Source organism: Buchnera aphidicola (Pentalonia nigronervosa) (assembly GCA_014622685.1).
Lineage (GTDB): Bacteria > Pseudomonadota > Gammaproteobacteria > Enterobacterales > Enterobacteriaceae > Buchnera > Buchnera aphidicola_BD.
The window spans coordinates 207,304-222,760 of record CP061275.1; the positions used below are offsets into that span (position 1 = coordinate 207,304).

Sequence of the window (15,457 nt, forward strand, 5' to 3'; positions counted from 1 at the left end):
TTTTAAAAAAAATATTTTTTTAAATGACTTAAAAAATAAATACTTGTTGAAAATATTACTATAGCCGGACTAGATGGAATACTATAATAAACAGATAAACATATTCCTCCTGTAATAGATATAATACTTATCAAAATAGTAAAAAATGCCATTTTTTCTGGCGATTTCGAAAAATGTTGTGCTGTAGAGGGTGGAATAACTAATAACGATGTCACTAATAACGAACCTACAAACTTAATCGCTATAGAAATACTTAAAGATATCATGAACATTATAATTAATCGAATATACAACAGATTAATACCATCTATTTTTGCTAATTCTTCGTTAATCGTAGTTGTTAGAATGTCGTTCCAATGATATATTAATATACTTAATATAATTATACTTCCTATAGTAATTAATATCAAATCAAATACTGTTACTTTAAGTAAATCACCAAAAAAATAATTGTTTAAATCTATTTTTTTAGTGGAAGATAAAAAACTAATAAGTATCATCCCTAATGATAGAGAGCTGTGCGATACCACATTCAATATCGTGTCTAATGAAATGGGCAACAATTCTTCTAAACATGCTAATATTACCGCAATAATACTAATTAATAAGAAAATACTGACAAAAGAATTAAAATTAAAAGAAAAAGATATTGCTAAACCTAAAAAAGAAGAATGCGATAGAGTATCACCAAAAGATGACATTCGACGCCAAATTACAAAAGAACCTAAGGGACCAGTAATTAAAGCAAACAAAACTCCAGCTACCCATCCTGGAAAAATTGATTCAAACATATATTAAACATCACTTTTAAAAAATTTTTATTTTAAAAAATATGTGTATGATCATGATAATGATGATAAAAAGCTAATTCTTGTATCGTGTGTGCACCAAACATGGACATAAATTCTGAGTGTTTAAATACAACTTCTGGTGAACCGGAACAACAAATATGATTGTTTAAACAAATAACATCATCTGTTTTGGCCATAACAAAATGCAAATCATGCGAAATCATCAAAATAGAACACTTTAGTTCATCTCGAATATCATTAATTAACTTATATAAAAATAATTTTCCCATAACATCTACACCTTGTGTTAATTCATCTAAAACAAGTAAATTTGGTTTTTTTAATAGCGCTTTAGCCAATAAAACTCGTTGCATTTCTCCACCGGATAATTGATGTAATTGATTATATCGCAAAGATTCTGCTTTAACCCGTTTCAACATATTCAATATTTTTTTATTATGTACGTTTTTAGATAATTTCATAAAACGTTCAACTGTAATAGGCAATAAAATATTAAAAAATAATTTTTGTGGAACATAACCAACAGATAAATTAGAAAAACGAACTACAGTACCAAAATTAGGTTTAATCAATCCTAAAATAACACGTACTAAAGTCGATTTTCCCGCACCATTAGGTCCAATTAAGGTAAGAATACGATTAGAAAATAAAGAAAAAGATACGTTAGTCAAAACTGAACGATTAGAAAAATTTACACAAATGTTACTTAATTCAACTAATTTTAACATAATTTAAGAAATATTATTTTATATAATTTTTGATATTAATATTATAAAACAATTTTTGAAATATAAATATAAAAAATCACCATTAAAGATACTTTATCGAAAAAAATGTTTTAAAGAAATATATTTTTATAATTATTACTATACAAATATATCACATTTAACGTTTTTAAAAAAATTCTTGCGTTTTATGTCTAAATATTACTAACAAAACTATTATATTGTGTCAATTTTATTATCTATTTTGAATTGATTAATATAATCTTGAAAAATAAAATATACAGTACATTTTAAAACAAAATTTTTTATTATCACACATAATAAATTTAATTAAATTTCATATACAAAAATAATAACATATTTTTACATTAGGTATACATGATCTTTTTAAACATGTAAAATATATTTTCTAATTATGATTTAACATATTTAATCAATAGCAAATCTTAACAAAATGATTAATATATTGCAATTCAATTGAATTTCAAAATAACATCGTTTATATAACTACATAAAATTTAAACATTTAAAAACTTTTAATTTATTTAAAGTATAATATCGAAAATTGTACATAAGATAAGTAAATGCAATTACTATATAACATCCTATTTTTTACAAATTATTTATTTCATAAATATTTTAAAGGAACGAAAAGTGAAAAATATCAGTATGATCATCCGATTGAAGCATTATCGTATGTCTTTTTTTTATAAGTTAATTTTAATAATATTCTATAGTTTTATAATCTTAATATTATCGTTAATCTGTCATATTGCTCCCGCATATGCTTTAAAATACTATTTAATTAAATCACAATTGAAATATCATAGAAATAAAACATGTTTAAATTTTAATGAATCAAAACAAAAAAATGCTACACATCATGTTATTCAGTATAGTTATAATACTAACAATCAAAATTACATTAATTTTACTCGCTGCACGAAAAAATACATATATGATGTTTTATACAATTTCGAAAATAGTTCAATTACAAAAAAAAAAGATGATCAATTTTTTGATACTCAACAATATTTAAACAGAACATTTCTTAAAAAAAAGATCTTGATTAAAAAAAATTCTAATTTTTTTAAAACTGCATATCAATTTGGATTGAATCCATGCGATATTAAAAATATCATTGACGCTATGTCTGGAAAAATAAATTGGAAAAAACTACATGTCGGTAGTTCACTTAGTTTAATTTTTTTAAATGACATAAACAAACAAAACAATGTTAAAGATGAAAAAACAAAAAATTTACTATTGGGAATTAAATTAAATAATGCAAAGAAAACATATTATGCAATACATGCATTAAACGGTTATTTTTATGATGAAAATGGTTTAAATCGAGAAACAATTTTTGTAAATTATGATTTTTTAAAAAAATATCGTATTTCATCACCTTTTAATTTACATCGTTTACATCCTATCACACATAAAATTACGCGTCATTTAGGAATAGATGTAGCAATGCCACAAGGAACTCCAGTTTTAGCTGCAAACAATGGGAAAATCGTTAAATCTAGTTTTGATAATATATCTGGTTGGCATATTACATTAAAAAGTAAACATAAATATATGACACGTTATATGCATCTTAAAAAAATTTTAGTTAAATTAGGCGACATTGTTAAAATAGGACAAAAAATTGCTTTATCAGGAAATACTGGACGAACTACTGGTCCACATTTACACTATGAAGTCTGGATCGATAATCATGCGGTAAATCCTGAAAATTCAAGATTTACATTTTCTAATAAATTAACTGAGAAAGAAAAAATTACTTATTTAAATCACGCAAAAAAAATATTACAACTTTTAAAATAAATTATTTTTAATATTTACATAAATGTTGAATATAATTTAAATAACTTTTAAAATTCTACTGGTATTTGTATTGCCTGTTTTTCTCATTACATCACCTTGGGTAATAATAACTAAATCGCCGATAAATAAAAAACCTTTGTTTAACAAAAGAGCAATTGCTTCGTGAGCGGCCTTAAAACCATCATTTTTACTATCAAAATATATTGGAATTACTCCTCTATAAAGACTTATTAAATTTAACGTTTTTTTATGTTTAGACAAAGCAAAAATTGGCAACCCGGATGTAATTCTAGATGTCATAAGTGCAGTTTTTCCTGATTCTGTCATTGTAATAATAGCTCTGATACCTTTCAAGTGATTAGCTACATACATAGCTGACATTGCAACAGCTTCTGCAATATCATGAAATTGTACATTAATTCTATGTTTGGATACATTAATACTAGGCACTTTTTCTGCTCCTTGGCAAACCTTGGCCATTTTTATAATAGTTTCAGATGGATATTTTCCAGATGCTGTTTCTGCTGATAGCATAACTGCATCACTTCCATCTAAAACAGCATTTGCAACATCCATTACTTCTGCACGAGTAGGTAACGGGCTAGTAATCATGGATTCCATCATTTGCGTTGCAGTAATAACAATCTTATTTAATTTTCTAGTAGTTCTAATAATCTTTTTCTGAATACCTGCTAATTCAGAATCACCAATTTCAACTCCTAAATCACCTCTAGCAATCATGACAGCATCAGATGCTGAAATTATATCTTCAATTACACTTTGATTCATAACAGCTTCTGCACGTTCTATTTTAGCAATAATTTTAGCATTGCTACCAGATTTCATAGCTAATCTTCTAGCTTCTTTTAAATCATTTCCACATCTTGGAAATGAAACAGCTAAATAATCAACATCAATTTCTGCTGCAAGTATTATATCTTTTTTGTCTTTTTTAGTTAATGTTTTAGCAGATAATCCTCCACCTAATTTGTTAATACCTTTATTATTAGATAATATCCCGCCTATAATAACTTTTGTAAATATTTCGCATAACGTGACATCAATTACTTGCAATTGTATTCTGCCATCATCTAATAATAAAATATCATTTTTTTTTACATCATTCGGTAATTTTTTATAATCAATACCAACTCTTTCTTTTGTTCCAAGATTTTTTCCTAACATAGTATCCAATACAAATAGGTCGCCAATATTTAAAAAAATGTTATTTTTTTTAAATTTAGAAATGCGAATTTTAGGACCTTGTAAATCACCAAGTAAAGCAATATAACAATTTAAATGATCCATAATTTTTTTTGCTTGTTTTGCACGAAACTTATGTTCTTGCGGTGCGCCATGTGAAAAATTTAGTCGAAGTACATTAACTCCAGAACGAATTATTTTTTCAAGATTATTATCTATGTCAGTGGCAGGACCTAGCGTAGCTACAATTTTAGTTCTTCTTAAACGAGTTGACATAAGCAATCTCCAATTATTTAACTAAAAATCAACTATATTTTCTAGTAAAAAATTTTATAAACATATTTATTATATATAAAATAAATTCAGTAAACGACATAAAATATTTATTTGTATTTATTACGTTATTTAGTAAAATGAAAAACTTATTTTAACATACTACATTTGTTTTTAAAAAATTCTAAATGCATATATTTTTTTAGAAATGAAAACGAATATTTAATGTAACTATTTACAATCAATTACATTAAAACATAAAATTTTACATATTAATTTTAAATAGAGAAAATTATGACTATTGATGTTAATCATGCTTGCGATTTAGTTATTTTTGGTACTAAGGGAGATTTAGCAAAAAGAAAATTATTGCCTGCGTTGTATAAGTTAGAAAAATACAAAAAAATACATAAAAACACACGCATTATTGGTGCAGGTCGTGCTAATTGGAATATAAAAGATTATGTAAAAATTGTAAAAACTGCCATTAAAACTTTTTTGCATGAAAATATTAACAATGATGTTTGGGACAAATTTCAAGCTCGTTTATATTTTTGTAATATTGATGTACATAAAAAATCAGATTTTTTAATATTAAAAAAAATATTAAATAAAACAAAAAATACTATTATATATTATTGCGCAGTACCTCCAAATATATTTAATTCCATTTTTATAGGATTAGGAAAATCTAATTTAAATTCTGTTCCAGCACGTATTATTTTAGAAAAACCATTAGGTGAATGTTTTAAAACATTTAAAAAAATTAATAATCAAATTTCAAAATACTTTTTAGAGTCTCAAATTTTTAGAATTGATCATTATCTTGGAAAAGAATCAATACTAAATCTTATCGCTTTACGATTTTCTAATTTATTTTTTTTAAACAATTGGAACAACAAAGTTATTGATCATGTTCAAATTACTGTATCAGAAGAAATAGGAATTGAAGAAAGATGGAATTATTTTGATAAAATTGGACAAATGCGAGATATGGTTCAAAATCATCTACTTCAAATACTAACAATTATTGCAATGAAAAAACCTGATCATGTAACATTTGATAGTATTAGGAATGAAAAAATAAAAATACTTCGTAATTTGAAACCAATTGATGAAAAAAACATAAATGTCAATACTGTTCGGGGGCAATATTCTTCAGGGACAATTTCCGGAAAACTTGTTCCTTCCTATATACAAGAACAAAACGCAAATAAAGATAGTGTAACAGAAACATTTGTATGTATTAAAATTGATATTCTAAATACACAATGGAATGGCGTTCCATTTTATTTAAGAACTGGAAAACGCTTAACTTGTAAATATTCTGAAATCGTTATCGTATTTAAAAACATACCAGTTCATTTATTTAATCATGAAAATTACAATTTGTCAGAAAATAAATTAGTTATACGACTAGAACCACATGAAAGCATTAAGATGTATTTTTCTAAAAAAAAACCAGGATTAGAACATGAATATACATTAGAAAATAATCAAATGATATGTGAATATTTTCAAAAAAGTACAGTTAAAAATCCAGTTGAATCTTACGAAAGGTTGTTACTAAATAGTATGAAAGGCACACAATCACTATTTGTATGTTATGAAGAAGCAAAAGCTGCTTGGAAATGGGTTGATCCTATCATCAATGCTTGGAAAAAAAATAAAAGTTGCATACTACAACTATATGAATCTGGAACTTTGGGTCCAAAAGCAGCAGATTTGATGATGACACGCGACCATCGCACTTGGCATAATTCTATTAAAAAATAATTTTAGATGTTTCCTTCATCTTGACTTAAATTAGTTAACTATGTTAGCTTAAAACTAAACTTAAAAATTCATATAATGTTGTACATTTATTTGTTATATACACCTTAAGAAATAACATATTCAATTATAAATATTTCGATCGTTTTTTAGGAAAACATTATTATGATACGTATTATTCTTTTCTTATTAACAAATCTTGCAGTTATGTTAATATTTGGCTGCATTCTTAGTTTGACCGGAATGACAACCAATAGTATTTATAATTTATTAATTGTATCAAGTGTATTTGGTTTTAGTGGATCCATCATATCCTTAATTTTATCAAAATGGATTGCATTGCGTTGCATAAATGGTACAATAATAAAATATCCTTGTAATGAAATAGAAAATTGGTTGATTAATACTGTACACCAGCAATCCATTCAAAAAGGCATTAAAACACCTGAAATAGTAATATATCATACCTCTAGTATTAATGCATTTGCAACAGGAGCGCGTCGGAATTCAGCCTTAATCGCTGTTTCAACAGGATTATTAGAAAATATGACACGTCATGAAACTGAAGCAGTTTTAGCACATGAAATTAGTCATATTTCTAACGGCGATATGATTACTATGACTTTAATTCAAGGAATAGTTAATACATTTGTGATTTTTATATCTCGCATTCTTTCTCGAATAATTAGTAATGTCATCTCAGGTAATCGTGATGAACACAATATATTGGAAAACAATAACAGTTTAACATACTTTTTTATCTCAACTATTTTAGAATTAATTTTTGGCGTGTTTGCAAGTATTATTACAATGTGGTTTTCCAGAAATCGCGAATTTTATGCTGATGCAAGTTCAGCTAAATTAGTCGGTCGAGAAAAAATGATTGCAGCATTAAATCGTTTAAAAATTAATCTTGAACCACAAGAATCTGATAGCATGATTGCATTTTGTATTCATGGTCGATCTAGCAAATTTCTAAAATTATTTGCATCTCATCCATCCTTAGAAAAAAGAATACAAGCACTACGTAATAGAAGATACATGTAGAGAACAATCTCTCTTAATAGAAAAATAAAAATAATTTTTCTCTTAAGAGAAAATGTCATTTATTTTAGTGATATTATATTATCAATATGCGCTTGCTTTTTTTTTAAAATTAATATATCATATCGGTATTATAATGCTAAAAATAAAAATTTAGATGTGATAAATATAATTATAAAATTATAAAGAAGAACACATAAATTTTTAAGTCAAAACAAAAAATTAAAAAAATCACATCACTATTAAAAACTACAAACCAGTCTCCTTAAAATAAAAAAATTGATAAGACTCATTTTTATTTCTTCTAAACATCAAAGTTTCGTTGACAAATTTTTTTGAATCATTATCACACATGATATAAAATCTGATTTTCATTACAAAGTGTGTTATATATTAAAATTATAATTTGTAAATATGTATTTAAAAATAACATTCGTAAATACAATAAAAAAAATAATTAAAATGTCTTTAACATCTTAAGAAAATTGATTCTTATTAGATTTTAACTTTATTTAAATATAATTAATACACTCAGCCGTTTTCTTATAAAAATATTTTTTAGTATTAAAAAAAACAAACAAAATAAATGCATAATATTTTAACTTAAATATTCATTGTTATACAAAACTCAACATAATATTGTTTTATTTTTTTACGGAGTTTATCTGATAGAGTTTTTTTTAAATCCATCGAACTGGGCTGGTTTATTAACACTCATTCTTTTAGAAGTAGTTTTAGGAATCGACAATTTAATTTTTATAGCTATCTTATCAGAAAAACTGCCTTCTAATCAAAGAGACAAAGCGCGTTTAATCGGAATAGGGTTAGCTTTAATAATGCGTTTAGCGTTATTATCATTAATATCTTGGATTGTCACTCTTACTTCGCCAATTTTAAAAAACAATTTTTTTACTTTTTCAATTCGTGATTTAATTTTATTAAGTGGTGGCTTATTTTTATCATTTAAAGCAACAATAGAATTACATGAAAGATTGGAATATCATGATTGTGATCGCTCTGAAAGTAAAAATTATGCTGGATTTTGGGGAGTAATTACACAAATAGTTATATTAGATGCAGTGTTTTCTTTAGACGCAATAATAACAGCTGTTGGTATGATGAATCAATTACTAACTATGATGATAGCAGTTATTTTAGCAACAATTTTAATGTCATTTGCATCTAAAACATTAACAAAATTTGTTGATCTTCATCAAACCGTAGTTGTTTTATGTCTCAGTTTTTTACTAATGATTGGTTTTAATTTAATTGCAGAAGCGCTAAAATTTTACATTCCAAAAGGCTATTTATATTCAGCAATAGGTTTTTCTGTATTAATAGAAATTTTTAATCAAATAGCTCGCTATAACTTTATAAAAAGTCAATCTCGAAAACCAATGAGACAAAGAGTAGCAGAAATGATTTCACGGTTAATTATTAAAGAAAAAAAACAAAACACGCAAATAAATATACAAGATAAAGAAAATCAAAAAAATACATCACATCAAATATTAGAAGACATGGAAATTTTCAAAGATGAAGAACGGTATATGCTGAATGGTGTACTTACTTTATCAGGTCGTTCTATTAGAAGTATTATGACACCAAGAAGAAAGATATCTTGGGTAGATATAAAAAAAAACGCTCATGATATTAGAATGCAATTATTAGATACTCCTCATAGTTTATTTCCAGTATGTATGGGAGAAATAGATGAAATCATAGGAATTGTACGTGCTAAAGAATTGTTAATAGCTATTGAAAAAAAAATAGATATATACAATTTTTGTTCTAAAATACCCCCAATTATTATTCCAGACACTCTCGATCCGATTAATCTACTTGGTGTGCTCCGTCAATCTCAAGGTAGTTTTGTAATTGTTAGCAACGAATTTGGTGTAATACAAGGATTAATCACACCGTTAGACGTATTAGAAGCAATAGCGGGAGAATTTCCAGATGCAGATGAAACACCAGATATTATAAAAGAACATAATAGTTGGTTAGTTAAAGGTGAAACAGACTTACATTCTTTGCAACAATTACTTAATACTGAAGAATTAGTTCAAGAAAATCATTGCGCTTCTCTCGGTGGACTCTTAATATCCCAAAAGGGACAACTACCACTCCCTGGAGAGATTATTCATATTCACTCTTATTATTTTCATATCATTAAAGCAACAGAATATCGCATAGATTTAGTTCGAATTGTTAAAAAAAATAAAACATGCGAATAATTTTATATTATTGTTAAAAACATAATATATTGATATATTAAAACAAATCAATAAAAATTGAAAAATAAAACATGAATAGTGTAATTTTAGCAATTGATACTGCACTAGATTACTGTTCAGTTGCAATATATAAAAAAAAATGTATTTATTCTCTTTCGGAGAATGTTCAAAAAAAACATACAGAAAAAATACTACCAATGATTCACAAGATTTTAATTCAAAGTAATATTATTTTAACAGAATTAAATTATATTGCGTTTACAAAAGGACCAGGTAGTTTTTCTGGCGTGCGAATCGCATCAGGTATTGCAGAAAGTTTATCTCTTATATTGAATATTCCAATAATTGGTGTATCAACTTTAGCAATTATGGCAGAAAAAGCTTGGAGAAAATATAAAAAAGATAAAATCATTGTGATTATTAATGCAAATGTTAAACAAGTATACTGGGCAAAATATATAAAAGATAATCAATCCTTTTGGATAGGCGAACGAACAGAATCGTTATTAAAAAAATCACTTCTGAAAAATACAATTAAAAATGAAAAAGATGTATGGACTATTGTTGGACATGGATGGAAAGACTGTAAATACGAACAAATATTATATAAAAATCAAGCTAAATTTTTTTCACCAAACGCAAAAGATATAATTCCGTTTGCATTATTAAATATTCAAAACAAAATTTTTTTTAGCAATATTACAAATAATTTAAATTACTTGCATAACATATTTTAAAAAATACAATCTATACTAAAATAATAAAATATACTTCAGTATGGATTGTATTTATATTTTAGCGAAATTAAAAATTATACATTGTTTAAAAAAAATTATTTCTTTTAAATGCATATTTTTAAATATCTACTTAATCTGGTAAAATAATATTTAATTCTAAAATAGAAATATCTTCGTTTTTTTGTTCTAATTGAACTGTTACCATATTAGGTTCTATATTAACATATTTACAAATTACAGATAGTATTTCACGTTTTAATTGTGGAAAATAATCCGGCTCATATTTACACCTTTTCTTTTCTGCAACAATAATCTGTAATCTTTTTTTCGCAATATCAGCAGTATTTTTGTTCCGGGATAAAAAAAAATCCAATAAAGACATATCTATCTCCCGAATAAACGTCGTAAAAAACTTTTTTTTTCTTCTTGAACGAAACGAAAACAATGTTCTTCACCTAACAAACGATTAACAGTATCACAATAAGCATGTCCTGCATTTGAATTGTTATCTAATATTATCGACTCTCCTTGATTAGAAGATCGGAGGACAGCAGAATCTTCTGGAATAACACCAATTATTGGTATTCTCAAAATTTCTAAAACATCTGTCATACTTAACATATCTCCTTTTTTTACACGCATAGGATCATAACGCGTTAAAAGAAGATATTCTTTCATAGGTTTTTTGTTTTGCTCTGCTCTTCTTGATTTAGAAGAAATAATACCTAAAATGCGATCAGAATCTCGAACTGAAGATACTTCAGGATTAGTAGTAATAATAGCTTCATCTGCAAAATATATTGCCAAAACTGCACCAGTTTCAATACCTGCGGGTGAATCACAAATAATAAAATCAAATTTCATCTCTTTTAATTCAGTTAATACCTTTTCTACACCTACCCGTGTTAAAGAATCTTTATCTCGTGTCTGGGAAGCAGGAAGAATAAATAAATTATTTGTTTTTCGATCTTTAATTAATGCTTGATTAAGTACAGCATCACCTTGAATTACATTGATAAAATCATATACTACCCTACGTTCGCACCCCATAATTAAATCTAAATTTCTTAATCCAATGTCAAAATCTATAACAATTGTTTTTTTTCCTTTCTTGGCTAAGCCTGTCGCAATAGCTGCACTTGAAGTAGTTTTTCCTACGCCTCCCTTTCCTGAAGTTACTACAATAATCCGTGTCATATAAAAAATCCTTAAAATAACAATTTAATGAAGTGCATTTATAGTCAAAAATTTATTTTTTAAATAAATTTGCGCTGATTTTCCGATAAATTCTGTTGGTATCTGATCTGATAGCCAATATTCACCTGAAATAGATACTAACTCTGCAAATAATTCTGTACAAAATATTTTTCTTGTAGTATCTCCGTTTGCTCCCGCTAGTACTCTTCCTCGAACAACACCATAAATATGAATGTTGCCATCTGCGACTAATTCTGCTCCAGCACTAACATTATTTACGATAATTAAATCAGAATGTTTTGCATAAATTTTTTGTCCTGATCGGACAGGTACATCTATAATATGTGTTTTTCCTATTATTTTCTTTTTATCTTTATCTTCTTTATCAAAAATAACAGGGGTACGATAAATAGATTTTACATGACAATTTTTATGTATTTTTATTTTTTCAGAAATAACGGGTAATCCTGAATCTATAATATTTTTTTTAAAATCAGCAGTTTTACATCCACTAACACCTAATATAAAAAAACCATGAGTAAGAATAATTTTTTGTATATTTTCCCAATTGTCTAAACAGTGTAACTTTGAAACATCGACAATAATTGGAGCACGTTTAAAAAATTGCGGGTATTCTTGAACTTTTTTATACAATGATTGATTAATAATATCTATGTTATAATTATTTAAATGTAATACCAATAATGTAAAATCGCTACTTGTAAATTTAATAGATGTTTTATGCATATGTATTTCTCAACAATATTTTCTGATATACATATAAAATGTTATTCAATTAAATTATAATATAAATTATATATGATAACAATTTCTATTTTTTAAATTTAAAAGAGTGATTTTTAAATGTATTAGAACGATATAAGGATTATCATAATTTTGTTATTCTCAAAAAGTAGTCAAATGATATTACGTCACCAAAATATCTTTAAAAAAAAAATATTTTTTTTTCAGGAAATATACAAGATAATTTGCCCAATTTATTATTAACTATCAAGACAAAAATACATTTTCAAAAGTACAGTTTTCATATTAACTTAAAAAAACAAGATAAAAATAAACACACTAATGTATCCAGTAGTTTATTTATATCTCGAGAACAAACAAAAAACTATAACACAATAATTTATTATTGGCCTAAAGATAAATCTGAAGCGGAGTTTCAATTAACACATTTATTATCTTTTTTTACAATTAATACTGAAATATTTATTGTTGGAGAAAATGTTAGCGGTGTAAAACACGCACTGTTGATATTAAAAGAACATGTCATATTCAAAAAAATAGATAATGCAAAACATTGCATTTTAATTTTTGGTATTTTAATTAAAAATATTAAATTTACTTTAAATAAACATTTTAAAATACATGCGTGGAAAAATTTTTTTATAAAATCATTACCAGGTGTATTTGGCCATAAAAAATTAGATATAGGAAGTCAATTACTTGCATCTACTTTTTCAAAAAAAACTAATGGAAGTGTTTTAGATGTTGGTTGTGGATCAGGTTTTTTATCTATATCTTTATTACATTATTCACCTTATGCAAATTTAACTTTAATAGATAACAGTATATTTGCATTAACATGTAGTAAATCGACATTGAATATAAATAAATTGGATGGAAGGGTGATATTAAGTGATGTGTATTCGAATATATTTGAAAGATTTGATTTAATTATATCTAATCCTCCATTTCACGAAGATTTAAAAAAAAATTTTAATATAACAAAAAAAATAATACATGAATCGATAAGATATTTAAATTTCAACGGAGAACTAAGATTTGTTGCTAACAGTTGCTATAATTACAGCTCAATTTTAAAAAAAACCTTTAAAAAATGTTTTGTTATTGAAAAAACTAATAAATATAAAATTTATCAAGCGTTTTTAAACTAATTTTTACTTGATATAAATCTTATCTTACCCGGAGCGGGACTTGAACCCGCAAAGCTATAAAGCCGAGGGATTTTAAGTCCCTTGTGTCTACCAGTTTCACCATCCGGGCTAAAAATAAAATGCTAGAGGCGTATCCCGGAATCGAACCGGGTTATACGGATTTGCAATCCGCTACATATCCAATCTGTCAACACGCCTGATCTTATTTCTATTATAAAAAAAAAAATATTAAATTACAAATAAAATTTTTGTAAAAATTATTCATGTAAAAATGAAAAATTATCTTTACATAGAACAATATAATGATTTATTATTAACTAAATATTAAAGTAGTATATATTTTTTTATTGGAGAGATGGCCGAGTGGTTTAAGGCAGCGGTCTTGAAAACCGCAGACGAGAAATCGTCCGAGAGTTCGAATCCCTCTCTCTCCAAAAAAACATAAATTTTTACTTATAAGATAAAACCTTAATTTCTACACGACGATCTGGAGATAAACAACTAATTAATAAAGATTTATTTTTTATATTTTTACAAATTTTCTCAGTTAGTGGATGTGTTTTTCCAAGTCCTTGAACAGTCACATCTTTTTTTAATATCCCTCTGGACGTTAAATAATTTTTAATCGTATTAGCACGTTTTTCAGATAATTTCTTGTTGTATTTCACAGTTCCAATTCTATCAGTATACCCTAATAGCACAACAGAAATATTTTTTAAATTCATTTTTTTTATGTTTTTATCTAATTTTTCTAATTTATCATAGGCATTATACTTTAATGCTGTGCTATCAAATGGAAAATTAATATTTTCATTCAACGTAACATATTGTTGCTTCAATAATTCATGACTGTGAAAAACAGGAAAATTATCCCTATTAGGACCGCCAAATTTCCATCCAAATGATAAAGTCGCATCTCCTTGTATAGTAGGTTTAACAGATATGTCAGACATATTTTTTATGTTACTTTTTAAATTATAATCCAATCTAGTAATAAATCTATCTTTAAAAACATATTCCACGCCTAAAGAAGCACTAGGAAACAATGATTGCTTTACATTCAAAAATGTTATTTTATTGTTTTTGGAAACTAAATTATCTAAAAATAATGCCCCACCTAATCTAGTATAAACGTGCAATGAATGAGTAATTGGATATGATAATTTTGTTAAAAGTTGCACACTGTTAGATTGCATACTTTTTTTATTTGTATTTTTTTTTAAAAATAAATGCGAAAAATATCCACTAAAATTATTCTCTAATTCAGCAGAAAAGTATGGATTAAATTCATATCCTAAAAATGTACTAAAACTTGGTTCCATAGAATCACGTGTAAAAAAAGTATACTTCATGTTGTTAGAATTATGAATATTATTTTCTGAAAGATCAAAACGAGATAATCCGGTGCTCAAACCTAAGTACCATGGATTTTTTTCTACTTCTTGCCCAAAGCATACACAACTTGCTAATAACAACGTGATAGAAAAAGCTATTTTTTTCATTTTAAACTCCATTGTTATATAAAATATAATAATTAAAAAAATCAAATATTCTTATGAAAATCATTGAATTGGTTAAATAAATTGTAAAAAAAATTTCTCTATTAATATAGAGCATGATTTAATTTTAATATTTTTTTATAAAACACAGAATTATATTGATGATTTTCATAATTTTTATTTTTTTAAAAATGAAATATTATTTTTT

Annotated in this window: 12 protein-coding genes, 3 tRNA genes and 1 pseudogene; 7 read left to right on the forward strand and 9 right to left on the reverse strand. The window is 25.7% G+C overall.

The window, feature by feature from the left end; all coding sequences use genetic code 11:
- Window positions 1-2: 2 nt before the first annotated feature.
- Window positions 3-791, reverse strand: coding sequence for a metal ABC transporter permease (locus ICW73_00845; protein ID QNS02002.1), 789 nt, complete (start codon window positions 789-791; stop codon window positions 3-5).
- A 32-nt stretch (window positions 792-823) separates the two neighbouring features.
- The gene (znuC, locus tag ICW73_00850) at window positions 824-1,540 is read right to left on the reverse strand and encodes a zinc ABC transporter ATP-binding protein ZnuC (GenBank protein QNS02003.1); all 717 of its coding nucleotides are present in this window, start codon (window positions 1,538-1,540) and stop codon (window positions 824-826) included.
- 651 nt (window positions 1,541-2,191) lie between these two features.
- Between znuC and ICW73_00855 the strand changes: the two genes are divergently transcribed.
- Window positions 2,192-3,370 (forward strand): peptidoglycan DD-metalloendopeptidase family protein, encoded by a 1,179-nt coding sequence (locus ICW73_00855; protein ID QNS02004.1) that lies wholly within the window; start codon window positions 2,192-2,194, stop codon window positions 3,368-3,370.
- 36 nt (window positions 3,371-3,406) lie between these two features.
- Here ICW73_00855 and pyk read toward each other — a convergent pair whose 3' ends face one another.
- A complete protein-coding gene (gene pyk, locus ICW73_00860; protein ID QNS02005.1) occupies window positions 3,407-4,849 on the reverse strand; it encodes a pyruvate kinase in 1,443 nt (480 codons plus the stop codon).
- A 291-nt stretch (window positions 4,850-5,140) separates the two neighbouring features.
- On the opposite strand from pyk, the gene zwf reads away from it, so the two are divergent.
- The 4 genes from zwf to tsaB all read left to right on the forward strand — a co-directional run bounded on the left by zwf (window position 5,141) and on the right by tsaB (window position 10,637).
- The gene (gene zwf / locus ICW73_00865) at window positions 5,141-6,622 is read left to right on the forward strand and encodes a glucose-6-phosphate dehydrogenase (GenBank protein QNS02006.1); all 1,482 of its coding nucleotides are present in this window, start codon (window positions 5,141-5,143) and stop codon (window positions 6,620-6,622) included.
- 162 nt (window positions 6,623-6,784) lie between these two features.
- The gene (gene htpX, locus ICW73_00870) at window positions 6,785-7,666 is read left to right on the forward strand and encodes a protease HtpX (protein ID QNS02007.1); all 882 of its coding nucleotides are present in this window, start codon (window positions 6,785-6,787) and stop codon (window positions 7,664-7,666) included.
- A gap of 665 nt (window positions 7,667-8,331) precedes the next feature.
- Window positions 8,332-9,900 carry a TerC family protein gene (locus tag ICW73_00875; GenBank protein QNS02094.1) on the forward strand — a complete coding sequence of 523 codons (1,569 nt, stop codon included), beginning with the start codon at window positions 8,332-8,334 and terminating at the stop codon, window positions 9,898-9,900.
- Between the two features lie 71 nt (window positions 9,901-9,971).
- On the forward strand, window positions 9,972-10,637 hold the full coding sequence (tsaB, locus tag ICW73_00880; GenBank protein QNS02008.1) for a tRNA (adenosine(37)-N6)-threonylcarbamoyltransferase complex dimerization subunit type 1 TsaB: 666 nt from the start codon (window positions 9,972-9,974) through the stop codon (window positions 10,635-10,637).
- A gap of 130 nt (window positions 10,638-10,767) precedes the next feature.
- On the opposite strand, the gene minE is transcribed toward tsaB, so the two are convergent.
- Genes minE through minC form a run of 3 tightly spaced genes read right to left on the reverse strand, consistent with a single transcriptional unit; the run spans window position 10,768 to window position 12,581 of the window.
- Window positions 10,768-11,019: a cell division topological specificity factor MinE gene (gene minE / locus ICW73_00885; protein QNS02009.1), complete on the reverse strand. Its 252-nt coding sequence runs from the start codon at window positions 11,017-11,019 to the stop codon at window positions 10,768-10,770.
- A gap of 2 nt (window positions 11,020-11,021) precedes the next feature.
- A complete protein-coding gene (minD, locus tag ICW73_00890; GenBank protein ID QNS02010.1) occupies window positions 11,022-11,834 on the reverse strand; it encodes a septum site-determining protein MinD in 813 nt (270 codons plus the stop codon).
- Window positions 11,835-11,858: 24 nt separating this feature from the next.
- Window positions 11,859-12,581 (reverse strand): septum site-determining protein MinC, encoded by a 723-nt coding sequence (gene minC / locus ICW73_00895; GenBank protein ID QNS02011.1) that lies wholly within the window; start codon window positions 12,579-12,581, stop codon window positions 11,859-11,861.
- A 150-nt stretch (window positions 12,582-12,731) separates the two neighbouring features.
- On the opposite strand from minC, the pseudogene rsmC reads away from it, so the two are divergent.
- Window positions 12,732-13,750 (forward strand): annotated as a pseudogene (gene rsmC, locus ICW73_00900) (16S rRNA (guanine(1207)-N(2))-methyltransferase RsmC).
- A 25-nt stretch (window positions 13,751-13,775) separates the two neighbouring features.
- Here rsmC and ICW73_00905 read toward each other — a convergent pair.
- Window positions 13,776-13,859 (reverse strand) — tRNA-Leu (locus ICW73_00905).
- A 17-nt stretch (window positions 13,860-13,876) separates the two neighbouring features.
- Window positions 13,877-13,947, reverse strand: a tRNA-Cys gene (locus ICW73_00910).
- Between the two features lie 152 nt (window positions 13,948-14,099).
- Here ICW73_00910 and ICW73_00915 point away from each other — a divergent pair.
- Window positions 14,100-14,184, forward strand: a tRNA-Ser gene (locus ICW73_00915).
- A 15-nt stretch (window positions 14,185-14,199) separates the two neighbouring features.
- Here ICW73_00915 and ICW73_00920 read toward each other — a convergent pair.
- A complete protein-coding gene (locus ICW73_00920; protein ID QNS02012.1) occupies window positions 14,200-15,252 on the reverse strand; it encodes an OmpA family protein in 1,053 nt (350 codons plus the stop codon).
- Between the last annotated feature and the right edge of the window lie 205 nt (window positions 15,253-15,457).

What these genes read in the sequence shown, in the direction of transcription:
- ICW73_00845 (QNS02002.1), bottom strand. Translation starts at nt 791, where the DNA reads ATGTTTGAATCAATTTTTCCAGGATGGGTAGCTGGAGTTTTGTTTGCT.
- znuC (QNS02003.1), bottom strand. Translation starts at nt 1,540, where the DNA reads ATGTTAAAATTAGTTGAATTAAGTAACATTTGTGTAAATTTTTCTAAT.
- pyk (QNS02005.1), bottom strand. Translation starts at nt 4,849, where the DNA reads ATGTCAACTCGTTTAAGAAGAACTAAAATTGTAGCTACGCTAGGTCCT.
- zwf (QNS02006.1), top strand. Translation starts at nt 5,141, where the DNA reads ATGACTATTGATGTTAATCATGCTTGCGATTTAGTTATTTTTGGTACT.
- htpX (QNS02007.1), top strand. Translation starts at nt 6,785, where the DNA reads ATGATACGTATTATTCTTTTCTTATTAACAAATCTTGCAGTTATGTTA.
- tsaB (QNS02008.1), top strand. Translation starts at nt 9,972, where the DNA reads ATGAATAGTGTAATTTTAGCAATTGATACTGCACTAGATTACTGTTCA.
- minE (QNS02009.1), bottom strand. Translation starts at nt 11,019, where the DNA reads ATGTCTTTATTGGATTTTTTTTTATCCCGGAACAAAAATACTGCTGAT.
- minD (QNS02010.1), bottom strand. Translation starts at nt 11,834, where the DNA reads ATGACACGGATTATTGTAGTAACTTCAGGAAAGGGAGGCGTAGGAAAA.
- minC (QNS02011.1), bottom strand. Translation starts at nt 12,581, where the DNA reads ATGCATAAAACATCTATTAAATTTACAAGTAGCGATTTTACATTATTG.
- ICW73_00920 (QNS02012.1), bottom strand. Translation starts at nt 15,252, where the DNA reads ATGAAAAAAATAGCTTTTTCTATCACGTTGTTATTAGCAAGTTGTGTA.